This is a genomic window from Thiomonas intermedia, assembly GCF_002028405.1.
GTDB classification, from domain to species: domain Bacteria; phylum Pseudomonadota; class Gammaproteobacteria; order Burkholderiales; family Burkholderiaceae_C; genus Thiomonas; species Thiomonas intermedia.
Map to the genome: position 1 here is coordinate 2,767,847 of NZ_CP020046.1, position 24,583 is coordinate 2,792,429.

Sequence of the window (24,583 nt, forward strand, 5' to 3'; positions counted from 1 at the left end):
GCAGCATGGCATCGCCCCCCTTTGCGCTTTCCCCGCCCCACAAGTCCCACAAGGCCCTGGGCCCGCTGGGACACGGCACAATCTACCTTTGTCTGATGCGACCGACGTTTTCTGCGAAACCCACCATGACGCTGACCTCTCCCCTGTCCCGGTCCCGCCGCCTCCTTCTTCTGAGCGCGCTGGCCTTGTCTCTGGCTGCCTGCGGACACCACGATCAGACCTGGCAGCTCAACAACATCACCGGTGTGATGCCCAATCTGGATTTTCAACTGACCAACGACCTGGGTCAGAAGGTGACGGCGGAGAACTACAAAGGCAAGATCGTCCTGCTCTATTTCGGCTACACCCACTGCCCGGACGTCTGCCCAACCACCATGCAGCTGATGTCCAACGTTGTCCAGCAGCTCGGCCCCGAAGGCAAGGACGTACGCATTTTGTTCGTCAGCGTGGACCCCAAGCGTGATAGCAACACGATTCTCAAGGCTTACACCCAGGCCTTCAGCCCGAACGCGATCGGTCTGACCGGCAGCATGAAGCAGATCGACGCCATCACCCGCCGCTATCGCGTGGCGTTCAGCTATGGCAAGCCCGATGCGCAGGGCAACTATGTGGTCGATCACAGCGCCGGGGTGTATATCTTCGGCCCCAACGGACGTATCCGTCTGCTGGCCTCCGACACCAACCCACCGTCGGCCTTCGTTCACGATCTCAAGCAACTGATCGCCGACGAAGCCTGAGCGTTGTTTTGCTGCAGCAGAGCAAAAAGGCCCGGAGATTCCGGGCCTTTTTGATGCGGGGTCATGGCGCTATTTCGACGCCGCACTGGCCGGCTGATCGGCCTGCAGCGAGCGCATCACCGCGGCGGCCGGATCTTCCTCGGCCGCGGCAGGGGCGCTGGCGCCGTCGGCCGGGGTAGCCTCCGAGCCACCGAAGCTCGGCGGGGCGATGGATTCATAGCTGCTGTCATCGGACGGGCCGACGATCTGCACCTTGTCGATATCCACCGTCTTGTGATGGCCCAGGCCACTGGTGACCAGACCCGGGAAGGCAATGACCAGGGCCACCATGATGATCTGGATGATCACGAAGGGCACCGCACCCCAGTAGATCTGCCCTGTGGTGACGCGGGCGATGCGTTTGCCGGTCTCCTTGTCGGTGTAATCATCCTTGGCGGCGACGCTGCGCAGGTAGAACAGCGCAAAGCCGAAGGGCGGGTGCATGAACGAAGTCTGCATGTTGACGGCGAGCAGCACGCCGAACCAGATCAGGTCGATGCCCAGCTTTTCCGCCACGGGCCCAAGCAGCGGAATGATGATGAACGCCAGCTCGAAGAAATCGAGAAAGAACGCCAGCACGAACACCAGGATGTTCACCACGATGAGGAAGCCCAGCACCCCGCCAGGCAGACTGGTGAGCAAATGCTCCACCCAGACGCGGCCATCGAGCCCCTGGAACACCAGGTTGAACACTGTGGAGCCGATGAGAATGAACAGCACGAAGGTGGAAAGCTTGGCTGTGGTGTTGAGGGCTTGCTTGAGCAGGCTTGCATTGAGCCGCTTGCGGCCAAACGCCATGATCAAGGCGCCGACGGCTCCCATCGCGCCACCTTCGGTCGGCGTGGCGACGCCGAGAAAAATGGTGCCCAGCACGAGGAAGATCAGCGTCAGCGGCGGCACCAGCGCAAAGGTCACCCGCTCGGCCATCTGCGACAACAGATTGAGCCTGAAGGCGCGGTTGAGCAGCGAGAGCACCAGCGAAAAAATCACGCCGAAGGTCATGGCCACGACGATGGTCTCATCCAGGGCTGCCGTGACCTCGTGGCCCGCACGCCAGCTCAGCAGCGCGTCGTAGTTCTTGGCCAGCACGATGCTCGAGATCAGCACCACGCCGAACAGCACGGTCAGCGAACGCAGGCCGCTGTCGCCATTGGGCTCACGGATGGTGCGGGCCTCGGGCGGGAGTGCTGGTGCCCATTGCGGCTTGAGCAGCGAAACGCCGATGACGTAGGACAGATACAGCCCGGTGAGCACGAAGCCCGGGATGAACGCACCCTTGTACATGTCGCCCACGCTTCGGCCGAGCTGGTCGGCCATGACGATGAGCACCAGCGAGGGCGGAATGATCTGCGCCAGTGTGCCCGACGCCGCGATCACGCCCGACGCCAGACGGCGGTCGTAGCCGTAGCGCAGCATGATGGGCAGCGAGATCAGGCCCATCGAGATGACCGAAGCCGCCACCACGCCAGTGGTCGCCGCCAGCAGCGCGCCCACCAGAATCACCGCAATGGCCAGGCCGCCGCGGATCGGGCCGAACAATTGGCCAATGGTCTCCAGCAAGTCTTCGGCCATGCCGCTGCGTTCAAGCAGCAGCCCCATGAAGGTGAAGAAGGGGATGGCCAGCAGCGTGTCGTTCTGCATGATGCCGATGATGCGCAGCGGAATGGCTTCGAGCAGCGCCTGCGGCATCAGCCCCAGTTCCACGCCAATGAAGCCGAACAGCAGACCGCAGGCCGCCAGGCTGAAGGCGACCGGGAAACCCACCAGCAGGAACAGCACCAGCGCCACGAACATGATGGGCGCGATATTGGCAATGAGGAAGGCGATCATTTACTGGGCCTCCTTCTGCTTCTGCGCCAGGACGAACTCGGCAAGCTCTTCTTCGGCGGTCTTCTCGTTCTTTCTCACCATGGGATCGTCGATGAGCCCACGCAGAAAGGCCACCCGCTTGATCAGCTCCGACACGCCCTGCAGCCCGAGCAAGGAGAACCCGATCGGCACCAGGATGTAGACCGGCCAGCGGATCAGACCGCCGGCATTGCTCGACATCTCGCCCGAGACGACGGCGTTGATTACCGTGGGCAGCGACAGCCGCACCGTCTCAACCACGAACGGAAACAGGAAAAACACGATGCCGATGATGTCGATCCAGTTGCGTCCACGCGGCGAGAGTTTGCTGGACAGCACGTCGATGCGCACATGCTCGTTGTGCAGAAACGTATAACCGGCCGCCAGGAGAAAAACGGCCGCGAATAGATACCACTGGATTTCCAGAAAGGCGTTCGAGCTGTAGTCGAAGGCTTTGCGGACCACGGCGTTGAGGGCGCTGATGATGGCAGAGCCGAGAATGAGCCAGAGGGCCAGGCGGCCCACGCGCTCGTTGAGCCAGTCGATCCCGCGGGATAGGGCAAGTAAGGCGTTCAAGACATCTCCCGATTGTTTTGTGAACGATTCAGTGTCGGCTGTCTAGGCGCTGGCCAGTCGTGCTCCGGCGGGCTTGCACGACAGACCTGCAACAGTCCGCGGCCGAAGTATAAAGATGTAACAGACGCTCACGGAAAATCCCGGCTCCGGGTTTGCCCGGGGCCGGTGGAGTGAAGCAGTCCTGCGCGTGGTGAAGGTAATCGTCGAGCCAGGTGGCGCGAGGGGCGCGCGATGCGTCGCGTCAGCGAACGTCGATGCCCGCCACGCCCGGCTCCAGCGTGCCGATGACGGCGGCCTGCGCAAAGCCTTCATCCCTGAAGGTGCCCAGCACCTCGTCGACGCGTTCGGGGGCGCATGCAACGAGAAGGCCCCCGGAGGTCTGCGGGTCGGTCAACAAGGTCTGGGCCAGGGCGGGCAGACCCGGCGCGAGCGCGACTTCGGCGCCATAGCTTGCCCAGTTGCGGCCCGATGCTCCGGTGATCATGCCCGCCGCGGCCAGTTCGACGACGCCCTGAATGATGGGCACGTCGGAGAAGTTCAGACGCGCTCTCAACTGCGAGCCGCGGCACACTTCCAGCAGATGGCCCAGGAGACCGAATCCGGTGACGTCGGTCATGGCGTGCACCCCGGCAAGCCCCGCAAGATGCTTGCCGGGGGTGTTGAGCTGTGTGGTGCTGGCCATCATGCGGGCGTAGCCTTCGGCGTCGAGCGCCTCTTTTTTGAGTGCGGCCGACTGGATGCCCACGCCGAGCGGCTTGCCCAGCACGATGGCGTCACCGGCTCGCGCGCTGTCGTTACGGCGGATATGGCCAGGATGGGCCAGGCCCATGGCAACCAGACCGTAGATGGGTTCGACCGAGTCGATGCTGTGGCCGCCCGCGATGGGAATGCCGGCTTGCGCGCACACCGATTCGCCTCCGCGCAGGATCGCCGAGACGATATCGAGGGGCAAGACGCCAATGGGCATGCCCACGAGCGCCAGCGCCATGATGGGCGTGCCCCCCATCGCGTAGACATCCGAGAGGGCGTTGGTCGCGGCAATCCGTCCGAAGTCGAAGGGGTCGTCCACGATGGGCATGAAGAAATCGGTGGTGGCGATGAGCGCCTGCTCGGGATTCAGCAGATAGACCGCCGCGTCGTCGGAGGATTCCGTGCCCACCAGCAGCGCCTCGGGGCGCGGCAGCATAGGCGCGTGCTTCTTGAGAATTTCGGACAGGACGTTGGGGGCGATCTTGCAGCCGCAGCCGCCGCCGTGCGACAGCGACGTGAGGCGGGGAACAACCGGGGCGGTGGGAACGGAGGTCATGAGGAGCGCGGGCCGTGTTCAGGATGGAAGCGAATCGTCCTGCCAGGTCTGGCAGAACTGCAGGAAACGCTGAAGGGGTTGAGAGAAGGTCTTTTTCTGGTGGTGAACGATGTAGAGCGTGCGGTGCATCGAGGGCAGGGCGCTTCGCACGGTCACGAGATGTCCGCGCTCAAGAGCGTCGCGCACCAGCCGTCTCGGAGTGCATGCGAGGCCCAGCCCAGCCATGGCTGCCCCGCGAATCGATTCGGAACTGCCGAGCACCATGACCTGCTCGAAACCATGCAGATGTTCGAGCAGGAGCGCCTCTACGGTCTCGCGTGTGCCTGAGCCGGCTTCGCGCAAGAGCCAGCGGGCTGCTCGAAGCTCGTCAAAAGTGACCTCGCGTCCGGCCATGGGGCTGCCGGGTGCGCAGACCACGACCAGCGCATCCTGAAGCCAGGGTTGAATGGCGAGATCGTCGCGATGGCATGCACCTTCGACCAGGCCGAGATCGACTTCGAACTGGGCCACGGCTTCCGCGATGGCCTGCGTGTTGCCCACCCGCAGGCAAAACTGCGCGGCCGGGAATTCGTGGCAGAACGCTGCCATGATTCCGGGCAGGATGGCGTTGCCCACGGTACTGCTGGCACCAATGCGCAAGGCCGCGGCGCCCGCGCTGAACAGCGCTTCGATGCCCCGCGTCTGGTCGAGGATGGCCATGGCCCGCGGAAGCAGCAGTCGACCGGAATCGTTGAGGACCAGGCGCTTGCCCACCCGGTCGAACACGCGCTCACCCAGCTGCGTTTCGAGCTCGGCCAGCGCTGCGCTGACTGCCGACTGCGACATGGCGAGCGAGTCTCCGGCCGCTGTGGCGCTGCGGCTGTGCGCAATTTCCACCAGCACTTCCATTTGCCGCAGGGTGAGTCGCATAAATTTGATCTATTCGCTAGATTGATTCGAAGCCAAGCATAAACCACATGTCTTGAAAGCCCACACTCGCGTCATAGAAAAAAGCCCCGTGGCTTCGGAACTTTGCGGCGCTCGAAAAGTCTGAGTAGTTGACGAAAAAGATCGGGATTCATACAATTGCCCCCTGAAATTCGTCGGGTATTTTCTATTCCGGCGCTGTGTAATGTCTGCTGCAAGCCTGCCTAGGTAATCGCCTCCGACCTTGCAACTGGCCGCCATTCATGTTGAGGAGAGCCGCCATGCGACTGACAACCAAAGGACGTTTTGCCGTAACCGCCATGATCGACGTGGCCATGCGTCAGCATCTGGGTCCCGTGACTCTGGCCGGCATCAGCCAGCGCCAGCATATTTCCCTTTCCTACCTCGAACAGTTGTTCGGCAAGCTGCGCCGCCACGAACTGGTCGACTCCGTTCGCGGTCCTGGCGGCGGCTACACGCTGTCGCGCAAGTCGGAGGAGATCAGCATCGCCGACATCATCATTGCCGTGGACGAGCCGCTCGACGCAACTCAGTGCGGCGGCAAGGAAAACTGTCATGGAGAAGACAGCGGCCCCTGCATGACGCACGATCTCTGGGCGCAACTCAACGCCAAGATGGTGGAGTTTCTCGACTCGGTCAATCTGAAGGGCCTGGTGGAGCAGAACCTGGCCAAGGGTGTCACGGTGGAAGAGGTTGCCGTGGCGCGCAAGCCGGTGTCGCCGCTGCCGGTGACGGCCAAGCCGATCAAGGTCAAGGCGCCCAATTCGGTCTTCAACCTCGCCCAGACCCTGGGCTGAGCGCACGGCGGCGGTCCTGGCGGGCTTGGTGTGCCCAGCCCCTTGTTGCCAGACCTCTGCGCGCGCTTTGCAAGCCCGGTGCGCTGCGCCGGGAAGTTTTCCACAACACCCTGAGCATTTCAATCATGTCCACCACGCCCCATCTGCCCATTTATATGGACTACGCTGCGACCACGCCCGTGGATCCGCGCGTGGTCGACGCCATGATTCCCTGGCTGCGCGAGCATTTCGGCAATCCGGCGTCGCGCAGCCATGCCTGGGGCTGGGAAGCCGAGGCGGCGGTGGAAAAGGCCAGAGCTCAGGTGGCTGATCTGATCAACGCCGATCCCAAGGAAATCATCTGGACGTCCGGCGCCACCGAGTCGAACAACCTCGCCATCAAGGGGGCGGCGGAGTTCTACCAGGGCAAGGGCAAGCACATCGTCACCGTCAAGACCGAGCACAAGGCGGTGCTCGACACGGTGCGCGAAATGGAGCGGCGCGGCTTCGATGCCACCTATCTCGATGTGCAGGCCAACGGCCTGCTCGATCTGGAGGTTTTCAAGGCGGCGCTGCGGCCCGACACGATTCTGGTGTCGGTCATGCTGGTCAACAATGAGATCGGCGTGATTCAGGACATTCCCGAGATGGGCCGCATCTGCCGCGAGCGCGGCATCATCTTCCATGTCGATGCGGCGCAGGCCACCGGCAAGATGGTGATCGATCTGCAGGCCTGGCCAGTCGACCTGATGAGTCTGGCTTCGCACAAGACCTACGGCCCCAAGGGAATCGGTGCGCTCTATGTGCGGCGCAAGCCGCGCGTGCGGCTGATACCGCAGATGCACGGTGGCGGCCATGAGCGGGGGCTGCGTTCGGGCACTCTTCCCACGCATCAGATCGTGGGTATGGGAGAGGCCTTCCGCATTGCCAAGGCCGAACTCGGGGCGAGCATCGAGCGGGCCCGCATGCTGCAGCAGCGACTGCTCGACGGCCTCAAGGACATCGAGGAGGTCTATGTGAACGGCGACCTCGAGCGCCGCGTGCCGCACAACCTCAACATCAGCTTCAACTACGTCGAAGGCGAATCGCTGATCATGGCGATCAAGGGCATTGCGGTGTCCAGCGGCTCGGCCTGCACCTCGGCCAGTCTGGAGCCATCGTATGTGCTGCGCGCCCTGGGACGCAGCGACGAGCTGGCCCATTCCTCGCTGCGCATGACGATCGGCCGCTACACGACCGAAGAGGAAATCGATTCCGCCGTGCGCCAGCTGCGCGAGAGCGTGGCCAAGCTGCGCGACCTTTCGCCGCTTTGGGACATGTACAAGGAAGGCATCGACATCAGCACCATCCAGTGGGCTGCGCACTGAGCCGCGAATGGCGCTCAAGCGCCTATCCGCATCAGGGTTGTGCAAATAGTCGACAATAGAGGTCGGAATTATGGAAGGCGTCGTTCGCCGCCTGGGCGAACGTAACGAGGAGGACAGGATCATGGCTTACAGCGACAAAGTGGTAGATCACTATGAAAACCCGCGCAACGTGGGCTCCTTCGCCAAGGACGATCCGCAGGTTGGCACCGGCATGGTGGGTGCCCCGGCCTGTGGCGACGTGATGAAGCTGCAGATCCGTGTCAACGATCACGGCGTGATTGAAGATGCGCGGTTCAAGACCTATGGCTGCGGCTCGGCCATTGCCTCGTCTTCCCTGGTGACCGAATGGGTCAAGGGCAAGACGCTGGATCAGGCGCTCGAAATCCGCAACAGCCAGATCGCCGAGGAGTTGGCGCTCCCGCCGGTCAAGATCCATTGCTCGATCCTGGCCGAAGACGCCATCAAGGCGGCGGTCAGCGATTACCAGCAGCGTCACGGTCAGGCCGCTGTGCAACAGCCGCGGGCCGAACAGGCCCAGCCGGCTTGATCGCCGCGGAAAAGACAGACGAAGGATCGATGATGTCAGTCACCTTGACGGAACGCGCTGCCCAACAAGTGCAGCGCCATCTCGCCAAACGCGGTGCGGGGCTAGGCGTGCGCCTGGGGGTCAAGACCACGGGCTGCTCCGGCATGGCCTACAAGCTGGAGTTCGTGGATCAGGCCACCGACCAGGATCTGGCCTTTGAAAGTCATGGTGTCAAGATCCTGGTCGATCCCAAGAGTCTTGCCTATGTGGACGGTACCGAGCTCGACTTCGTCCGGCAAGGCTTGAACGAGGGTTTCCAGTTCAACAATCCGAACGAACGCGACCGCTGCGGCTGTGGCGAGTCGTTCAGGATCTGATCAGGCAGATGGGTGCGCCTTGCTGCCGCCGCGTTGGTATGCCGTCGACGCGCTTTTCGTTGATGCGTCGCGCTTGATCTGATGGATTTCACCCAGTCGTACTTTGCGCTGTTTGGCCTGCCCGAGACCTATGGGCTCGACCCAGTGCAATTGGAGCGGGCGCGGTTGGCGGTGCAGTCGCAGGTGCATCCCGACCGATTCGCCGCCGGCACCGATCGTGACAAGCGCCTGGCCATGCAATGGGCGGCGCAAGCCAATGCGGCCTACCTCACCCTCAAGAACCCGGTACAGCGGGCCACCTATCTGTGCGAGCGGCGAGGGGTGCCAATTCAGGCGGAGAGCAACACCGCCATGCCCGCTGATTTTCTGATGCAGCAAATGGCCTGGCGCGAAGCGCTGGACGACCTGCGCGACGCAGCCGATGTCGCCGGGCTTCAGGCCTTGCAGGCCGAAGTGCTGGCCCAGCGGGCTGAGCGTCTCGGGGTCGTGCGTCAGGCGCTCGATGAGGAGAACGCCCCGAATCGGGCGGCCGAGCAGGTGCGCGCACTGCTCTTTCTCGACCGTTTTGCAGAGGAACTGCGGCGGACCGCCGAGCGCCTGGCGCCACAAACCGTTTGATGCCGTACTGATTTTTCGTTTGCGGGTTCCGGCACGCGTCAACAACGCCCGAGCCCAGCCACCTTTTTCCCTTGCCCATGGCCTTGTTGCAAATCTCCGAACCCGGACAATCCCCCGACCCGCACCAGCACCGCCGTGCCGTGGGCATCGATCTGGGGACGACGCATTCCCTCGTCGCCGCCGTGCGCAGCGCGACGCCAGAATGTCTGCCCGATGATTGCGGGCAGGTGCTGCTGCCCTCCGTGGTGCACTATCACGCTGATGGCCGTGCCGAAGTGGGCCTTCGCGCGCGCGAAGAGCAGGCGCTCGATCCGGCCAACACCCTGGTTTCGGTGAAGCGCTTCATGGGACGGAGCCCGCGCGACCTGCCGGCTTCCGCGCTGGCGCATTACCGTATCGCCGACGACGCGCGGGTCGTGCGCTTCGAGACAGCGGCGGGCGAGATCACGCCAGTCCAGGTATCGGCCGACATCCTGCGCGTCCTGCGCTGGCGCGCCGAAGACACGCTGGGTGGGGAGCTGATCGGCGCGGTGATCACCGTGCCGGCCTATTTCGACGATGCGCAGCGTCAGGCGACCAAAGACGCCGCGCAGCTCGCGGGTCTGCATGTGCTGCGCCTGATCAACGAGCCCACCGCAGCGGCGCTGGCCTACGGGCTCGATCATGGCATCGAAGGCCTGTATGTCATTTATGACCTCGGCGGCGGCACTTTCGATCTTTCCGTGCTGCGGCTGACCAAGGGCGTTTTCGAGGTCGTCGCCACCAGCGGCGACACGGCGCTCGGGGGGGACGATTTCGACCTTCGCCTCGAAACGCTGATGCGGCAACAGGCCGCAGAGCCCGAGTTGTCTGCAAGCCAGCAGCGGCAGTGGCGCATGGCCGCCCGTCAGGCTAAAGAAGCCTTGAGCGAGGCCGAAGTCGTTCCGTACACCGTTGCGCTGCCCGATGGATCGCATCACACCGGCACCCTGCAACGCGCGGATTTCGAGCAGGCCAGCGCCGATCTCGTGCAACGCACCCTTGCCCTGCTGCGCCGCGCCCTGAACGATGCGCAGGTGAGCGTGGCTGATGTGCAGGGCGTGGTACTCGTGGGAGGTGCCACGCGCATGCCCATGATTCGCGGTGCGGTCGAACGCGTCATGGGCAAAGCGCCCCTGACCGACCTCGACCCCGATCAGGTGGTGGCACTCGGTGCCGCCATTCAGGCCCATGCGTTGGCGGGCAATGCCGGGGCCGACGATGTGCTGCTGCTCGACGTCATCGCCCTGTCGCTCGGCATCGAGACCATGGGCGGACTGGTCGAGCACATCCTGCCGCGCAACAGCACCATTCCCCAGGCACGCTCGCAAGACTTCACCACCTTTCGCGACGGGCAGACCGCCATGGCCATTCATGTGGTGCAGGGCGAGCGCGAATTGGTGAGCGACTGCCGCTCGCTGGCGCGTTTCGAGCTGCGCGGCATTCCGCCCATGGTGGCAGGCGCTGCGCGCATCCGCGTGACCTTTGCCGTCGATGCCGACGGCCTGCTCGAAGTCAGCGCGCAGGAACTCACGACCGGCGTGCAGGCCCAGGTGCAGGTCAGGCCCGCCTATGGTCTGGATGACGCGCAGATCGCACAGATGCTGCAAGACAGCGTGGCCCACGCCCAGGGCGACCGCGACGCGCGGATGCTGCAGGAAGCGCGGGTGGATGCACAGGCCTTGTTGGCCGCGACGCGAACCGCCATGCAGTTCGACCGCGACCTGCTGTCGGACGAGGAGGCTGCGCAGATTCACGCCGGCATGGCGGCCCTGGCGCGAGCCGAGCAGGGCGGCGACATCGAGCCGATCCGCCAGACCACCGAAGCGCTGAGCCGGCAGACCGATGCGTTTGCGGAACGCCGTATGAATCGCAGCATTCAGCGCGCGCTGGCGGGGCAGTCCGTCGACCGCATCGCGCAACTCACCGACACGCCTTCGAATACAACGCCCTGACGATCTCACCTCATTCGCACCATGCCCATCATCACGGTTCTACCGCATCCCGAATATTGTCCGCAAGGCAAACAGGTCAGTGCCGGGCGCGGAACGTCGATCTGCGAAGCCCTGCTGGAGAATGGCGTGCCGATCGAACACGCCTGCGATCTTCAATGCGCCTGCACCACCTGTCATGTCATCGTGCGCAAGGGTTTCGACAGCCTGGGCGAGCTCGACGAAAGCGAGGAGGACCTGCTCGACCGCGCCTGGGGGCTCGAGCCCACGTCGCGTCTGTCCTGTCAGGCCATCCTTGCCGACGAAGACGTGACCGTCGAGATTCCGAAATACTCCATCAATCACGCCAAGGAACACGGCTGAGCGTCGCGGTTCACCCCAGGCGGATCAGATCGGGCGGCGGGCCCTTGGCGCTCATCAGACGCCCCAGTAGCAGACGATAGAGGTCCAGGTCGAATCCCCCTGGTTCCTCCTCGCGCAGGCCCTCCATCAGCGTGGCCAGATCGGGCTGGCTGCGCGCCGTGCCCAGATACCGCCACTGGTCAAACACATGCACATCGGTGCGATCGAGTGTCGCGCTGTGTTCGCGCAGCCCGATGGGCCCGGCATACGGCCAGGCGCGCAGCCGATCCGTGGCCAGCGCCAGTTGCAGACGAGCGTAATGCCGCTGCGGCGGTTCAAGCCCGCAGCACACCCCTTTGCATTGGCCAAGCTGGTGCGCAAAGCAGCGCCCCTTGCCCGACTCCAGCCCGAGGGCCTGAGGACACAGGGCATGACGTTCGGCGAGTTTGCGCAGTTCTTCCACTGCCTGCCGCTTGCTGCGATAGCAGCCGTAGAGCCGGGAGAACAGGCGAGGATCGAGAGCTTCGTCGCGGACCAGATGCAGCAGTGGCCGTGCCTCGGCGTCGTCGTTCAGTTGCCATGAGCAGAGCAGGCGCTCGCGGCGCAATTGGCGATTCAGCAGCGGCTGCCGTTGCTTGATGAGCCGCATTTCCAGAAGCAGGGCACCGAACTCCCCGGCCGTCTCCTGCCATTCCACCCTCCGTACCTCCTGGGCCAGACGAAGTTCGCGCGCATCGCGGTGGTCCGATTGAAAGTGCGAGAGCACCCGGCCGCGCAGCCGCACGCTCTTGCCGATGTAAAGCGGCATGTCGCTCTCGCCATAGAACAGATAGACCCCAGGCGTGTCGGGAATCTCGTCCATCGGCGTTTCCAGGTGCGGCGGCAGGCTGGAGCTGCCGCGCAACAACGCCTGCGCTGCGGTCTCTACCGCGGCAGAGCCGAGTTCTGTTTGAGCGATGTCCAGCCACTGATGCAGCACCTCGACGTCGCCCATGGCCCGATGCCGTGCCGTGGTGTGCAGTCCGTGGCGGCGCATGATGGCATCCAGCCCATGCCCCCGCGCCTGCGGGTAGAGCTTGCGCGACAGTCGCACGGTGCAGAGGGTCTTCACCCGGAGATCCACCCCTTCGCGTGCAGCGGCCTGCTTCAGGAAGCCATGGTCGAACCGCACGTTGTGCGCCACGAGCACCGCGCCATCCAGCAAGGCGAGCAACTCGGGCAGCACCGCGCCGAATGTCGGGGCGCCAGCCACCATGGCGTCGTTGATGCCGGTGAGCTGCTGGATGAACGGCGGAATGCGCTGTCCCGGATCGATCAGGCTGCTCCACTTCGCCACAACCTGCCCATGCTCGATTCGCATGGCCGCGACCTCGGTGATGCGGTCGTGGATGGGATTGGCGCCGGTGGTTTCGAGGTCTAGCAGGACATAACAGGGCAGCATGGCTCGAATTGTCGGCGAACGCGCCAACTGTGCGGATGCTGAGGGCATAAAAAAACCGCAGCCGAAGCTGCGGTTTTCTGGCTTGGGAGGAATTAATACTTCCAGCCCACCGAGACACCCAAGGTGTTCTGAGACATGCTCAACTCCTCACCATAGCCTCCTGACTGGGTCATTGTGCCTGTGACGGTGTTCTTGAAAGCGTGGACGTAGTCCGCGGAAATCTCCATCGTCTTGCTCAACGCATAGGTTGCACCAAGTGTCAGGTGATCCTTCACGACGCCAGGAGCGATGGTGTTGAAAAACACGTTTTCAGGGGAGACGGGGTTGTCGGTATGGTTCCAGCCAGCGCGCAGCGTGAGCGCTTCGTTCATCGCATAGGCGACACCGAGCTTCACAACGGTAATGTCCTTCCATCCGAAGCCCGGGCCGTTGGATGCGCCGAGAGGATTCATACCGAAGGTTGTTGAGGTGTTGCCAATGGCGCTCACGTCGCTGTACAGAATGCGCTCGATATCACCCGCTACGGTCAGCTGACCCATGGGCTTCCAGGCGAAACCAATGCCGTAGTTGGCCGGAATATCGAAACTGCCGTTATCAGCAAACAAGCCGCTGTATTTGCTGAACTTGCTCATGTGGGTCTTGGGCTGATAGGTCGCGCCCAGCGAAAACCCAGGGGCCAATTCGCCAATCCAGCCGATGCGTACCCCGACGCCAGTAGAAGAGTCGTGTCCATTCTCGCTCAGGTTTGCGGGCGAAGACGAATAGCCAGCAAACGCTCCCAGGCCATTCGCGCGGAACGTCTGTTGCACCAAGTTGACAGCTACACCGATGGTTTGCGTGGGCGTTACGCGCCAAGCGAAGCTGGGGGAAATGAACATCTGCTGCAGATCAACACCTGCACCATTGCCAAGACCTGTCATCGAGCCTGCAATATTGCTGTAGCCCGAGTTCATCCCGCCGTTGCCATACAGGCTGATACCCGCCGACATGGTCGGGTTGATCATGTAGTTGGCGCCGACTTCCGGGATGATGAAGTTCTGCTGATCGTTGCCGCTGTAGGTCGTGCCATTGATCTTGGCTTCACGATCCGGGCGGAACAAGCTGATGCCGCCGTCGACGCGGTTGCCGATCAGGGCCATGCCGGCCGGGTTGGTGGCGGCGGCCAGTGCGTCTTGCGGCAGGGCGATGCCCACGCCGCCCATGCCGTTAGCCTTCACGCTGAAGCCGGGCTGGAAGTAGCCGTCGGTGGCGTGAGCAGCGGGAAGGGCGATGCCGGCCAGGGCCAGCGAGAGTGCCAGTTTCTTGAGTTGCATTCTTTTGTCTCCTACCGGGCGAGCGACCCGGCCTCCATCGGTGGTTGATTGCGCCGCAAGAGCGGCCCAGACTCGAAATACTCAATTGAGTATTAAGGGCTGCACCGATGGTAGAGGGACACGCGCATACACCACATTGTGTTTACTGTTGATTGCGCTTCGCTGTTTTTTGTTGTAGGTGGTAGAAATTTCGCCAAAATGGCCCCGGGGAGTATGAAAAATCAATATACAGGCCGGAGTATTTTTGGGGCGCGTCGGGATAGGCGGAAGGCCTTGCGGAATTTGCGCGAGGCATCAGCTGGCTTGGCCTGAGGGTGGCCTCCTTGGGGGTCTGGAGGCGTTGCGATGTCTATCGCCACGCGGCGGGGCCACCTGCAGGGTCACGCGGTGGGCGGCACGTAGCCTTGCGGCACTTCCGCGCCTTCCCCGAAGAAATATTTCTCCATCTGCCGCGCCAGATATTGCCGGGCGCGCGCGTCGGCCAGGTTGAGGCGGTTTTCATTGACCAGCATGGTCTGGTGCTTGAGCCAGGCCGCCCAGGCTTCCTTGGAGACGTTGTTGTAGATGCGCGTACCGAGTTCGCCAGGGTAGGGGGCGAAGTCGAGACCTTCGGCGTCGTGACCGAGTTTGATGCAGTGAACCATGCGTGCCATGAAAATTCCTTGGGGAGTCGTGAGTCCGGCCGCGGCCGGGGAATGGGAAGGCGTTCTTGTCGTCAGAGGAGATGCTTGACCAGCACCCGCGAGCGGCGCTGATCGTCGTAGCGCAGGCGGCGCTCCGGCGGGAGCCATTCGCGTTCGACGAGTACGAAGCCGCGCTTGATGAACCAGTGCATGGTGCGGGTCGTGAGCACGAAAATGCTCTGCAGCCCTTGCGCGCGCGCGCGTTGTTCGATGTGTTTGAGAATGCGCTCGCCGTCGCCCTGGCCCTGGGCCGAGGGGTGGACGGTGAGCGCGGCCATTTCGCCGGTTTTCTGTTCGGCGTAGGGGTAGAGCGCGGCGCAGCCGAAGATGATGCCGTCGTGCTCCAGCACGGTGTAATTGCTGATGTCGCGTTCGATCTCGGTGCGGCTGCGCTTGACCAGCACGCCCTGGGTTTCCAGCGGTTCGATGAGTTGCAGGATGCCGCCCACGTCGTCGGCCGAGGCCTGGCGCAGGTGTTCGAGATGCTCGTCGGCAATCATGGTGCCCACGCCGTCGTGGGTGAAGAGTTCGAGCAGCAGCGAGCCGTCGAGCGAGAAAGGCACGATGTGTGCACGCGTCACTCCGCCGCGCACCGCTCTGACGGCATGGCGCAGGTAGAAGGCGGTGTCTGTGGGCTGCTGGGGGTCGGGCAGGCGCGACAGCAGACTTTCGGCCTGCGCCACGGTGAGTTCGGGGATGAGGTTGTGGGCTTCGTCGATCACCCCGGACACCTCGGTGATCATCAGCAGCTTTTCCGCCTTGATGGCGGCGCCCACGCTGCTGGCCACGTCTTCCATGCTGAGATTGAAGGCCTCGCCCGTGGGCGAGTAGCCGAAGGGCGACATGAGCACGACGGCGCCATATTCCAGCGCGCGCTGAATGGTCGGCGCATCGACCTTGCGCACCAGGCCGGTGTGCTGGAAGTCGAGACCGTCGATCACCCCCACGGGGCGGGCGATGATGAAATTGCCGGAGACCACCCGCACCGTGGCGCCGGCCATCGGTGTGTTGGGCAGGCCTTGAGAAAACGTCGCTTCGATCTCGAAGCGCAACTGGCCCGCGGCTTCCTGCGCGGCGTCGAGCGCCACTTCGTCGGTCACGCGCATGCCGTGCGAGTAGCGCGAGCCCACGCCCTTCTCGCGCAGTTGGGCCTCGACCTGAGGGCGGAAGCCGTGCACGAGCACGATGCGCACGCCCATGGCGGTCAGCAGGGCGACATCCTGCACCAGGGCGTTGAGTCGTCCGGCCGCGATCAATTCGCCGGCGATGGCGACCACAAAGGTCTTGCCGCGATGGGCATGGATATAGGGTGCGACGGAACGCAACCAATCGACGAACTGTTCTTGCTGGGCGATCATGGCGCGATTATCCGAGAATGACGGGTTGTCTTCCGCATTCCTTGTCGTCCATGCCTGAACAGACCGCCTCCCGCCCGCCTCGGCCTCGTCGGCCCGCCGCCGCCCGCGCGCCCGGGCCTGCCACGCCGGTGGGCGAGGTGCGGCTTCCGCTGGAATTGCCGGTCTCCCAGCGGCGCGAGGCCATTGCGCAGGCCATGCGCGAGCATCAGGTGCTCATCGTCTGCGGCGAGACCGGATCGGGCAAGACCACGCAGCTGCCCAAGATCGCGCTGTCGATCGGGCGCGGGCTGGGTGCTGGAGGCAAGGGGCTGATCGGCCACACCCAGCCGCGGCGGCTGGCGGCTACCAGCATTGCCAAGCGCGTGGCCCAGGAGCTGGAGAGCGAGCTGGGCGCCATCGCCGGCTACAAGGTGCGCTTCAACGACCGGCTGCAGCCTGGGGCCTCGATCAAGTTGATGACTGACGGCATCTTGCTGGCAGAAACGCAGACCGATCCTCTGCTGCGCGCCTACGACACCCTGATCATCGACGAGGCGCACGAGCGCAGCCTGAACATCGACGTGCTGCTGGGCTACCTCAAGCAGTTGATGCCGCGCAGGCCCGATCTGAAGATCATCGTGACCTCGGCGACCCTTGATGCCGAACGGTTTGCGCAGCATTTCGCCGAGGGTTCGGGGCGGCAGGTTCCCGTCATTGAGGTCTCGGGGCGGCTCTACCCGGTGGAGATGCGCTGGCGGCCTTTCGGGGTGGACAAGGGCGACGACCGCGACTTGTCGGCCGCCATCGGCGACGCGGTGGACGAGTTGTGGCGCATGGGCTCGGGCGACGTGCTGGTTTTCCTCCCGGGCGAGCGTGAGATCCGCGAGGCCGAAGCGGCGCTGCGCAAGCACCACCTGGACACGCAGCGCGCGGGCGTGGAAATCCTGCCGCTGTACGCCCGGCTTTCGCAGGCCGAGCAAGACAGGGTGTTTGCCTCGGGCGGTGCGCGTCGCATTGTCCTGGCCACCAATGTGGCCGAGACCTCGCTCACGGTGCCGGGCATCCGCTATGTGATCGATTCAGGGCTGGCGCGGGTCAAGCGCTACAGCTACCGCAACAAAGTGGAAATGCTGCAGGTCGAGGCCATCAGCCAGGCCGCGGCGCAGCAACGCGCGGGCCGCTGCGGCCGCGTGTCCAACGGCGTGTGCATCCGTCTCTACGACGAAGCCGGGTTTGCCGAGCGGCCGCGGTTCACCACGCCGGAAATCCAGCGGTCTTCGCTGGCGGCTGTCATCTTGCGCATGAAGGCGTTGGGGCTGGATGCGATCGAACAATTTCCGTTCATCGAGCCGCCGCCGGGCAAGGCCATCGCCGACGGCTACCAATTGCTCGCCGAACTGGGCGCGGTGGACGACCGCAATGTGCTCACCCCGCTGGGCCGCGAACTCGCCCGTCTGCCGCTGGACCCGCGCATCGGCCGCATGATTCTCGAAGCCCGCAACCGCGAGGCGCTGAGCGAGGTGCTGATCATCGCCGCGGCGCTATCGGTGCAGGATCCGCGCGAACGCCCCGCCGAGGCGCAGCAGGCCGCCGACGAGGCCCACCGCAAGTTCAGCGATGAGCGTTCCGAATTTCTCGGCTGGCTCAAGCTCTGGGCGCATTACCACGCGGCCATTGCCCACAAGAAATCCCAGCGCAAGCTCTGGAGCGAGTTGCGCGGCCAGTATTTGTCGCCGCTGCGCCTGCGCGAATGGCATGACGTGCACAGCCAGCTCCACACCTTGGTGGCCGAGCAAGGCTGGCGGCTCAACACGGCCGAGGCCACCTATGAGCAGATTCACTGCGCCCTGCTGAGCGGCCTGCTGGGCAACGTGGGCTACAAGGGGGATGATGAACCCCAATATCTGGGTGCCAGAGGCCTACGCTTTGCCATCCACCCGTCTTCGCCGCTGGGTCGTAAGGCCGGGCGCTGGATCATGGCGGCCGAGCTGGTCGAGACCAGCCGTCTGTACGCCCGAGGCGTGGCGCGCATCGAGCCGCAGTGGCTGGAGCGCGTGGGCGCGCATCTGCTCAAGACCAGCCTGCTCGACCCGCACTGGGAGAAAAAGCCGGCGCAGGTCACGGCTTTCGAGAGGGCCACGCTGTACGGCCTGGTCGTCTACAACCAGCGTCGGGTGGATTTCGGCCGTTTCGATGCCCCCCAGTCGCGCGACATCTTTCTCCGCGAGGCGCTGGTGGCGGGCGAGTGGGACTGCCGCTGGCCGTTCTTCCAGCACAACCGGGCGCTGATCGCCGACATAGAGCGGCTCGAACACAAGGCCCGGCGGCTCGACGTGCTGGTCGACGAGGACCTCATTCACGCCTTTTACGACCAGCAAGTGCCCGCCGAGGTGCACAGTGGCGCCAGCTTCGACCGCTGGTACCGCGACGCGGTCCGTGCCAACCCCAAGTTGCTGTTCCTGCAGCGCGACGAATTGATGCGCCACGAGGCGGCGGGCATTACCACCGAGGCCTTTCCCAATCGCCTCAAGCTCGGCGCGCTGGAGCTGCAACTCGACTACACCTTCGATCCGGGCGGCGCGCGTGATGGCGTCACGGTGATTGCGCCCCTGGCGGCGCTCAATCAGATACCGGCGCAGCGTCTGCAATGGCTGGTGCCCGGGCTGCTCAAGGAGAAAATCCTCGCCTTGCTCAAGAGCCTGCCGCAGCGACCGCGCTCCCGCCTCGTGCCGCTGCCGCAGACGGCCGAGACTTTCGCCGCTCGGCTCACCTCGGACGATCGGTTTGGCCAGGGCGATCTGTTCGATGCCTTGCGCGATCAGGTCCGCGAGCACACCGGGCTGGCGCTGCAGCGCACCGATTTCAAGCTCGAAACCCTTGGCCCCCATCTTTTCTTCAATGTCCAGGTGATCGATGCCCACTGGCGGCGCATCGACACCGGACGCGATATCGACAAGCTGCGTGCCGACCATGGCCAGGCCTCGCGCAACGCGTTCGCAGAGCTGGCCAAGCTCAAAACCCGCCTGCCGCCGCCGAATGAAAGCAAGGAGCAGCCGAAGGCTCCGGTATCGCCTGGCGAAGTCCCCGCCCGTCCCGCCCCTGGCCCGGGCTCTTTGCCCACCGATACCCTGCAAGGCCTGACCGACTGGACCTTCGACGCCTTGCCCGACCTGCTGGAGCTGCGTCGTGGCGCGCATACCCTGATCGGCTTTCCCGCCCTGGTGGACAAGGGCGGCGCGGTCGACGTGGAGGTGTTCGATACCGCCGAGGAAGCCGCGCGCCTGCATCGCGGCGGCCTGCGCCGCCTGTTCGCTCTGCAACTGCGCGAGCAGATCAAGCACGCGGAAAAGCATCTGCCCGGGTTTCAACAGGCGGCCATGCTGTTCATGGCGCTGGGCACGGCCGAGCTATTGCGGTCGCAGATCGTCGATGCGGCGCTCGACCGTGCCTTTCTGGCCGAACCCCTGCCCGCCGACAAGGCGACGTTTGCCCAACGTCTGAGCGAAGGCAAACCCCGCTTCCAGCTTCTGGCGGCAGAAATGGCGCGCCTTGCCGGGCAGATTCTGGACGAGCACGCCCAGGTGCAGAAAAAACTGGCCGGCTACAAAAACCAGCCAGCGTTTCTCGCCGACATTCGTGCTCAGTTGCTGGCCTTGTTGCCGCCGCGCTTCCTGGCCGAGACGCCGGCTGCGCAGATCGCGCACTTTCCCCGCTATCTGCAGGCCATCGGGCGGCGGTTGGACAAATGCCGCACCGACCCCGCGCGGGACGCCCAGCTCAGCAGTCAGCTCGCACCGTGGCTCACCCGCTGGCAGCGCGAGGCGGCGCCGTACCGCGGGCTCCTGCCCGAGCGACTGCAGACCCTGCGATGGCTGCTCGAAGAGCTGCGGGTCTCTTTGTTCGCGCAGGAATTGCGAACGCCCATGCCGGTATCGCTCAAACGTCTTGAAAAAGTGTGGGCGCAGTGGGAACAGGGTTGACCCTGATCGATAGATAGAAACTTCTTGATACATCTCAAGGTGTGCCGACATCCCCGTTTCTAGGATGTCGGTCATGTCGAGTTCCACGCTCCCTCTGCCCGCAGCGCCGCGACAGGCCGCTTCCGCGCCTGTGCCGCCCGCGGGCGAATCCACCTGCTATCACTGCGGGCTGCCCCTCGGGCACGAGCCCGTTCGCATGGAACTGGATGGACAGTGGCGCAGTTTCTGCTGCCAGGGGTGCGCGGCCGCGGCCGAGATCATCGTGCAGGGCGGGCTGTGCGCCTACTACGACCGCCGCACCACGGGCGAGGGCGCGCTTGCCGCGCTTCCCCAGGCCGAGATCGAAAAACTCCATCAGCAATGGATGGCGCTGGCCGACCCGGCCTTCCTGTCGGCCTACGCCACGCCTTTGGGTGAGGGCAAGTGGAGCACGCAGATCGCGGTGGAGGGCATTCACTGCGGCGCCTGTGTCTGGCTGATCGAGCAGCGTGTGCGGGGCCTACCTGGCGTGCTCGCCGCCACGGTCAACTACTCCACCCGCCGGGTCGCGCTGCAATGGGATGCGAATGTCGTCCAGCTGGCCCAGATCTTCCATGCGCTGGCCGAAGTCGGCTATCGCCCCTTGCCCAATGCGCGCCACCAGAGCGAACTCAGCCACCGGCGTGCGCGCAGGCTGGCCATTCTGCGCACCCTCGTGGCCTGGCTCGCGATGATGCAGGTGATGATGTTCGCCTGGCCAGGCTATCTCGATGCGGACGGTCTCAACGCCGCCGAGCAGGGCATTTTTCAATGGGGAAGTCTCGCGCTGACGCTGCCGGCCTTGCTGTTTTCGGGCTGGCCCTTCTTGATGGGCGCGTTGCGCGATGTGCGCAACCGCCGCCTGGGCATGGACGTGCCTGTGACCCTGGGACTGTGGAGCGCCTTTGCCGCCAGCGTGTGGAGCGTGGCTCACGGCGAGAACCATGTGTACTTCGATTCCGTCGTGATGTTTCTGGCCCTGCTGCTGAGCGCTCGCCTGATCGAAGACGGTCTGCGGCAGCGCAGCCTGAACGCGGCCGAAGAACTGATGGAGCAATTGCCCGCCGCCATGCGGGTGCGCGGCAGTGCGCAGGACGATTGGCGCAGTGTTGCCATCACTCAGGTGCGAGCCGGCGATGAAGTGGAACTGCCCAGCGGCAGTGCCGCGGCGGTGGACGGGGTGGTGGTGGCCGGCACCTCGCAGGTGGACGAGGCCCTGCTGACCGGCGAGAGCCGTGCGGTCTTCAAACAGCCCGGCGATGCCATTCTGGCGGGCAGCATGAACCGGCAGTCTCCCTTGATCGTGCGTGCCACGCAAACCGGCGCCGCCACCCGTATCGCCCAGATGGTGGATCTGATGCAGCACGCGCTGGCGAGCAAGCCGCGATCGGCGCAGCTGGCAGACCAGGCCGCGCAAGGGTTCACCGCAGGGCTTTTGGGGGTGGCCGCGCTGACGGTGCTGCTGTGGGCGTGGCTCGATCCGTCGCGCATCGTGCCCACCTTGGTCGCCGTGCTGGTGGTGAGTTGTCCCTGTGCGCTGTCGCTCGCGGTGCCTGCCGCGCTGGCGGCGTCGACTGCCAAGCTCTCGCGTCGCGGTGTGCTGCTGGCTCGCGGCCACGCCCTCGACCGGGCGCCGCAGGTCGATCTCTGGCTGTTCGACAAGACCGGCACCTTGACCACGTCGGAGCCGGTCGTCGCCAAGGTGCGGGTCCTGGATGACGCTTTCAGCGAGCAGCAGGTCCTGGCCTTGGCACGCGCCCTGGAGCAAGGCGTGCAGCACCCGCTTGCGCGGGCGTTCATGGCCACCCTGGGCGCAGCTGACGAAGATTTGGAGCCCATACAGAACCTGCTGGCGGTTCCGCATGGCGGCATGCAGGGCCTGTGGCGAGGGCAGCTCTTGCGGCTCGGAAATGACGCCTTCTCCGGAGTTTTTCAGGCCGCGTTGCCGCAGGCTACGGACATTCCGATGACGCGGCTCGGGTTGAGCCTCGATGGGCGTCCGCTGGCGGTGTTCGACATTGCGGAAACGCTTCGGCCCGGTGCGCATGAAGCCCTGCAGTCATTGATGAAGACCGGCGCCGAGGTCGCCGTGCTGTCGGGCGACGCGCCAGCGACGGTTCAAGCCTGGGGCGCCCAGCTTGGCGTGGCACAGGCCGAAGGTGGATTGAGCCCGGAGGCCAAGCTCGAACGGGTAGGCCAATGGCGCGCGCAGGGCAGGGTGGTCGCCATGGTGGGGGACGGCGTGAACGACGCGCCTGTCCTTGCTGCGGCCGATCTTTCGGTGAGTTTTGCGGGCGCTGCGCCCATCGCCAAGGCCGGCGCCGACGTCATCCTCCATCACCCGGATATGCGGGCCTTGCCGCGTCTGGTCGAGACGGGGCGGCGAACCGTTGGCGTGATGCGCGAGAACCTGATCTGGGCCGTGGTCTACAACCTGTTGGCCATTCCGCTGGCTGTGGCGGGCTATATCACCCCGGTCTGGGCTGCGGTGGGCATGAGCACCTCGTCACTCCTGGTCGTGCTCAATGCGGCCCGGCTGGCGCGGCGGGACCGCTCGCTTCCTGTTCGCTGAAAGAACGGCATGGAAGGCTCCCTTCTCATTCTCATTCCGATCAGTGTGTTGCTGGTTCTGGTGATCGTCGGGGTGCTGTGGTGGGCCGCCCGGAGCGGGCAGTTTGACGACATGGAAGGCCCGGCCCACGCCATTCTGATGGATGACGACAAGCCGAAGTCCGAGAAAAAAACCTCGAAGCCAGAGGGCGATGACCCAGAAATCCCTAGCCAGTGAGTGGCGGGTCGTGCGGCAGGTTGTCGCATTGACACACGCACCTTCCTAGTGCTTACCCTTACGAATAGAAATGTGTTGATACATGTCAACTTGCCATCTGTATAAGTAAATGACCATGTCCTACATTACTTTTTGTTTCTTTTTGACCCACAGGTGGAGCAGATGAGCGATCTGACGCTTAAGCAGACATACAACTACGCGCTGGTGCGCAAATTCACGGTGATGACCCTGGTCTGGGCCGTGGTGGGCATGCTGGTCGGCGTGTTCATCGCAGTGCAACTGGTCTGGCCGGATATGACCTACGGCATGGAATGGCTGAGCTGGGGGCGTCTGCGTCCTCTGCACACCAACGCGGTGATCTTCGGATTCGGCGGCACCGCGCTGTTCGCCACCTCGTACTACATCGTGCAGCGCACCTGTCAGGTGCCGTTGTTCGCACCCAAGTTGGCCGAATTCACCTTCTGGGGCTGGACGGCGGTGATCGTGCTGTGCGCCATCACCTATCCGCTGGGCATCACCAGCGGCAAGGAATACGCCGAACAGGAATGGCCGATCAGTCTGCTGATCGTGGTCACCTGGGTCGCCTATGCCATCGTGTTCTTCGGCACGGTGTTCAAGCGCAAGACCCCGCACATCTATGTGGCCAACTGGTTCTTCGGCGCCTACATCATCACCATTGCGCTGCTGTACGTGGTCAACAACATCAAGCTGCCCATCAGCCTGCTGTCGTGGAAGAGCTATTCGGTCTATGGCGGTGCGCAGGACGCGATGATTCAGTGGTGGTACGGCCACAACGCGGTGGGTTTCTTCCTGACCACCTCCTTCCTGGGCATGATGTATTACTTCATCCCCAAGCAGGCCGAGCGCCCGGTCTATTCCTACCGCCTGTCGATCGTGCACTTCTGGGCGCTGATCTTCACCTATATGTGGGCCGGCCCGCATCATCTGCTCTACACCGCGCTGCCCGACTGGACGCAATCGCTGGGCATGGTGTTCTCGCTCATCCTGCTGGCGCCGAGCTGGGGCGGCATGATCAACGGCATGATGACCCTGTCGGGTGCCTGGTACAAGCTGCGTGAAGATCCCATTCTGAAGTTCCTGATCACCGCGCTGTCGTTCTACGGCATGTCCACCTTCGAAGGCCCGATGCTCTCGGTCAAGACGGTGAGCGCGCTGGGCCACTACACCGACTGGATCATCGGCCACGTGCACTCGGGCGCCATGGGCTGGGTGGGCATGATCACCATGGGCAGCCTGTACTACCTGATTCCGCGGCTCTGGGGTCAGACCCAGATGTGGAGCAAGAAGCTCATCGAAATCCACTTCTGGACAGCCACCATCGGTGTGGTGCTGTACATCGCCGCGCTGTGGGTCGCAGGTGTGACCGAGGGTCTGATGTGGCGCGCCATGCAGGCCGACGGCTCGCTGACCTACAGCTTCATCGAAAGCATCAAGGCGGTCATTCCTCTGTACGTCATTCGCGCCATCGGGGGCTCGATCTACCTCTTCGGCATGTGCCTGATGGTCTACAACGCCTGGAAGACCATCCGTCAGGGCAAGCCCGTCGATGCACCGGTTCCCGCTCTGAGCGCGGCCCACGCCTGATCCTTATTC

20 protein-coding genes are annotated in these 24,583 nt (G+C 64.1%); 12 read left to right on the forward strand and 8 right to left on the reverse strand.

The annotated features are described in order from the left end of the window. The first annotated feature begins 125 nt into the window (after nucleotides 1-125). Nucleotides 126-737: an SCO family protein gene (locus BVH73_RS12955; protein ID WP_079419285.1), complete on the forward strand. Its 612-nt coding sequence runs from the start codon at nucleotides 126-128 to the stop codon at nucleotides 735-737. Between the two features lie 69 nt (nucleotides 738-806). On the opposite strand, the gene BVH73_RS12960 is transcribed toward BVH73_RS12955, so the two are convergent. From BVH73_RS12960 to BVH73_RS12975, 4 genes are all read right to left on the reverse strand, one after another. Further along, a complete protein-coding gene (locus BVH73_RS12960; RefSeq protein ID WP_079419287.1) occupies nucleotides 807-2,606 on the reverse strand; it encodes a TRAP transporter large permease in 1,800 nt (599 codons plus the stop codon). Continuing rightward, nucleotides 2,607-3,200, reverse strand: a complete 594-nt coding sequence (locus BVH73_RS12965) for a TRAP transporter small permease subunit (RefSeq protein ID WP_079419289.1) — start codon at nucleotides 3,198-3,200, stop codon at nucleotides 2,607-2,609. It abuts the gene before it with no gap. A 241-nt stretch (nucleotides 3,201-3,441) separates the two neighbouring features. Beyond that, nucleotides 3,442-4,506, reverse strand: a complete 1,065-nt coding sequence (gene selD / locus BVH73_RS12970; protein ID WP_079419291.1) for a selenide, water dikinase SelD — start codon at nucleotides 4,504-4,506, stop codon at nucleotides 3,442-3,444. Nucleotides 4,507-4,524: 18 nt separating this feature from the next. Next, nucleotides 4,525-5,415: a LysR family transcriptional regulator gene (locus tag BVH73_RS12975; protein WP_079419293.1), complete on the reverse strand. Its 891-nt coding sequence runs from the start codon at nucleotides 5,413-5,415 to the stop codon at nucleotides 4,525-4,527. 278 nt (nucleotides 5,416-5,693) lie between these two features. Here BVH73_RS12975 and iscR point away from each other — a divergent pair, with 278 nt between their 5' ends. The 7 genes from iscR (at nucleotide 5,694) to fdx (ending at nucleotide 11,430) form a co-directional block, all read left to right on the forward strand. After that, the gene (iscR, locus tag BVH73_RS12980; protein ID WP_079419295.1) at nucleotides 5,694-6,230 is read left to right on the forward strand and encodes a Fe-S cluster assembly transcriptional regulator IscR; all 537 of its coding nucleotides are present in this window, start codon (nucleotides 5,694-5,696) and stop codon (nucleotides 6,228-6,230) included. Between the two features lie 125 nt (nucleotides 6,231-6,355). Continuing rightward, nucleotides 6,356-7,576, forward strand: a complete 1,221-nt coding sequence (locus BVH73_RS12985) for an IscS subfamily cysteine desulfurase (RefSeq protein ID WP_079419297.1) — start codon at nucleotides 6,356-6,358, stop codon at nucleotides 7,574-7,576. 121 nt (nucleotides 7,577-7,697) lie between these two features. Further along, the gene (gene iscU, locus BVH73_RS12990) at nucleotides 7,698-8,123 is read left to right on the forward strand and encodes a Fe-S cluster assembly scaffold IscU (RefSeq protein WP_079420635.1); all 426 of its coding nucleotides are present in this window, start codon (nucleotides 7,698-7,700) and stop codon (nucleotides 8,121-8,123) included. A gap of 32 nt (nucleotides 8,124-8,155) precedes the next feature. After that, complete coding sequence (gene iscA / locus BVH73_RS12995; protein ID WP_079420637.1) at nucleotides 8,156-8,479, forward strand: iron-sulfur cluster assembly protein IscA; 324 nt, start codon at nucleotides 8,156-8,158, stop codon at nucleotides 8,477-8,479. 81 nt (nucleotides 8,480-8,560) lie between these two features. Next, nucleotides 8,561-9,097, forward strand: coding sequence for a Fe-S protein assembly co-chaperone HscB (gene hscB, locus BVH73_RS13000; RefSeq protein WP_079419299.1), 537 nt, complete (start codon nucleotides 8,561-8,563; stop codon nucleotides 9,095-9,097). Nucleotides 9,098-9,174: 77 nt separating this feature from the next. Beyond that, nucleotides 9,175-11,070, forward strand: coding sequence for a Fe-S protein assembly chaperone HscA (hscA, locus tag BVH73_RS13005; protein ID WP_079419301.1), 1,896 nt, complete (start codon nucleotides 9,175-9,177; stop codon nucleotides 11,068-11,070). A gap of 21 nt (nucleotides 11,071-11,091) precedes the next feature. Continuing rightward, nucleotides 11,092-11,430 carry an ISC system 2Fe-2S type ferredoxin gene (fdx, locus tag BVH73_RS13010; RefSeq protein ID WP_079419303.1) on the forward strand — a complete coding sequence of 113 codons (339 nt, stop codon included), beginning with the start codon at nucleotides 11,092-11,094 and terminating at the stop codon, nucleotides 11,428-11,430. A 10-nt stretch (nucleotides 11,431-11,440) separates the two neighbouring features. Here the strand turns inward: fdx and BVH73_RS13015 are convergent, their stop codons facing one another. From BVH73_RS13015 to argA, 4 genes are all read right to left on the reverse strand, one after another. Continuing rightward, nucleotides 11,441-12,850 carry an exonuclease domain-containing protein gene (locus tag BVH73_RS13015; RefSeq protein ID WP_079419305.1) on the reverse strand — a complete coding sequence of 470 codons (1,410 nt, stop codon included), beginning with the start codon at nucleotides 12,848-12,850 and terminating at the stop codon, nucleotides 11,441-11,443. 92 nt (nucleotides 12,851-12,942) lie between these two features. Continuing rightward, nucleotides 12,943-14,163, reverse strand: coding sequence for an OmpP1/FadL family transporter (locus BVH73_RS13020; RefSeq protein WP_079419307.1), 1,221 nt, complete (start codon nucleotides 14,161-14,163; stop codon nucleotides 12,943-12,945). Between the two features lie 380 nt (nucleotides 14,164-14,543). After that, nucleotides 14,544-14,816, reverse strand: coding sequence for an oxidative damage protection protein (locus BVH73_RS13025; protein ID WP_079419309.1), 273 nt, complete (start codon nucleotides 14,814-14,816; stop codon nucleotides 14,544-14,546). 62 nt (nucleotides 14,817-14,878) lie between these two features. Continuing rightward, the gene (gene argA, locus BVH73_RS13030; protein WP_079419311.1) at nucleotides 14,879-16,204 is read right to left on the reverse strand and encodes an amino-acid N-acetyltransferase; all 1,326 of its coding nucleotides are present in this window, start codon (nucleotides 16,202-16,204) and stop codon (nucleotides 14,879-14,881) included. Between the two features lie 50 nt (nucleotides 16,205-16,254). Between argA and hrpA the strand changes: the two genes are divergently transcribed. From hrpA to ccoN, 4 genes are all read left to right on the forward strand, one after another. Then, the gene (hrpA, locus tag BVH73_RS13035; protein ID WP_079419313.1) at nucleotides 16,255-20,163 is read left to right on the forward strand and encodes an ATP-dependent RNA helicase HrpA; all 3,909 of its coding nucleotides are present in this window, start codon (nucleotides 16,255-16,257) and stop codon (nucleotides 20,161-20,163) included. A gap of 73 nt (nucleotides 20,164-20,236) precedes the next feature. Next, nucleotides 20,237-22,753, forward strand: a complete 2,517-nt coding sequence (locus BVH73_RS13040; RefSeq protein WP_245800344.1) for a heavy metal translocating P-type ATPase — start codon at nucleotides 20,237-20,239, stop codon at nucleotides 22,751-22,753. Between the two features lie 9 nt (nucleotides 22,754-22,762). Beyond that, the gene (ccoS, locus tag BVH73_RS13045) at nucleotides 22,763-22,969 is read left to right on the forward strand and encodes a cbb3-type cytochrome oxidase assembly protein CcoS (protein ID WP_079419317.1); all 207 of its coding nucleotides are present in this window, start codon (nucleotides 22,763-22,765) and stop codon (nucleotides 22,967-22,969) included. Between the two features lie 162 nt (nucleotides 22,970-23,131). Beyond that, complete coding sequence (gene ccoN, locus BVH73_RS13050; RefSeq protein WP_079419319.1) at nucleotides 23,132-24,574, forward strand: cytochrome-c oxidase, cbb3-type subunit I; 1,443 nt, start codon at nucleotides 23,132-23,134, stop codon at nucleotides 24,572-24,574. Nucleotides 24,575-24,583: the final 9 nt, after the last annotated feature.

What these genes read in the sequence shown, in the direction of transcription:
- BVH73_RS12955 (WP_079419285.1), top strand. Translation starts at nt 126, where the DNA reads ATGACGCTGACCTCTCCCCTGTCCCGGTCCCGCCGCCTCCTTCTTCTG.
- BVH73_RS12960 (WP_079419287.1), bottom strand. Translation starts at nt 2,606, where the DNA reads ATGATCGCCTTCCTCATTGCCAATATCGCGCCCATCATGTTCGTGGCG.
- selD (WP_079419291.1), bottom strand. Translation starts at nt 4,506, where the DNA reads ATGACCTCCGTTCCCACCGCCCCGGTTGTTCCCCGCCTCACGTCGCTG.
- BVH73_RS12975 (WP_079419293.1), bottom strand. Translation starts at nt 5,415, where the DNA reads ATGCGACTCACCCTGCGGCAAATGGAAGTGCTGGTGGAAATTGCGCAC.
- iscR (WP_079419295.1), top strand. Translation starts at nt 5,694, where the DNA reads ATGCGACTGACAACCAAAGGACGTTTTGCCGTAACCGCCATGATCGAC.
- BVH73_RS12985 (WP_079419297.1), top strand. Translation starts at nt 6,356, where the DNA reads ATGTCCACCACGCCCCATCTGCCCATTTATATGGACTACGCTGCGACC.
- iscU (WP_079420635.1), top strand. Translation starts at nt 7,698, where the DNA reads ATGGCTTACAGCGACAAAGTGGTAGATCACTATGAAAACCCGCGCAAC.
- iscA (WP_079420637.1), top strand. Translation starts at nt 8,156, where the DNA reads ATGTCAGTCACCTTGACGGAACGCGCTGCCCAACAAGTGCAGCGCCAT.
- hscB (WP_079419299.1), top strand. Translation starts at nt 8,561, where the DNA reads ATGGATTTCACCCAGTCGTACTTTGCGCTGTTTGGCCTGCCCGAGACC.
- hscA (WP_079419301.1), top strand. Translation starts at nt 9,175, where the DNA reads ATGGCCTTGTTGCAAATCTCCGAACCCGGACAATCCCCCGACCCGCAC.
- fdx (WP_079419303.1), top strand. Translation starts at nt 11,092, where the DNA reads ATGCCCATCATCACGGTTCTACCGCATCCCGAATATTGTCCGCAAGGC.
- BVH73_RS13015 (WP_079419305.1), bottom strand. Translation starts at nt 12,850, where the DNA reads ATGCTGCCCTGTTATGTCCTGCTAGACCTCGAAACCACCGGCGCCAAT.
- BVH73_RS13020 (WP_079419307.1), bottom strand. Translation starts at nt 14,163, where the DNA reads ATGCAACTCAAGAAACTGGCACTCTCGCTGGCCCTGGCCGGCATCGCC.
- BVH73_RS13025 (WP_079419309.1), bottom strand. Translation starts at nt 14,816, where the DNA reads ATGGCACGCATGGTTCACTGCATCAAACTCGGTCACGACGCCGAAGGT.
- argA (WP_079419311.1), bottom strand. Translation starts at nt 16,204, where the DNA reads ATGATCGCCCAGCAAGAACAGTTCGTCGATTGGTTGCGTTCCGTCGCA.
- hrpA (WP_079419313.1), top strand. Translation starts at nt 16,255, where the DNA reads ATGCCTGAACAGACCGCCTCCCGCCCGCCTCGGCCTCGTCGGCCCGCC.
- BVH73_RS13040 (WP_245800344.1), top strand. Translation starts at nt 20,237, where the DNA reads ATGTCGAGTTCCACGCTCCCTCTGCCCGCAGCGCCGCGACAGGCCGCT.
- ccoS (WP_079419317.1), top strand. Translation starts at nt 22,763, where the DNA reads ATGGAAGGCTCCCTTCTCATTCTCATTCCGATCAGTGTGTTGCTGGTT.
- ccoN (WP_079419319.1), top strand. Translation starts at nt 23,132, where the DNA reads ATGAGCGATCTGACGCTTAAGCAGACATACAACTACGCGCTGGTGCGC.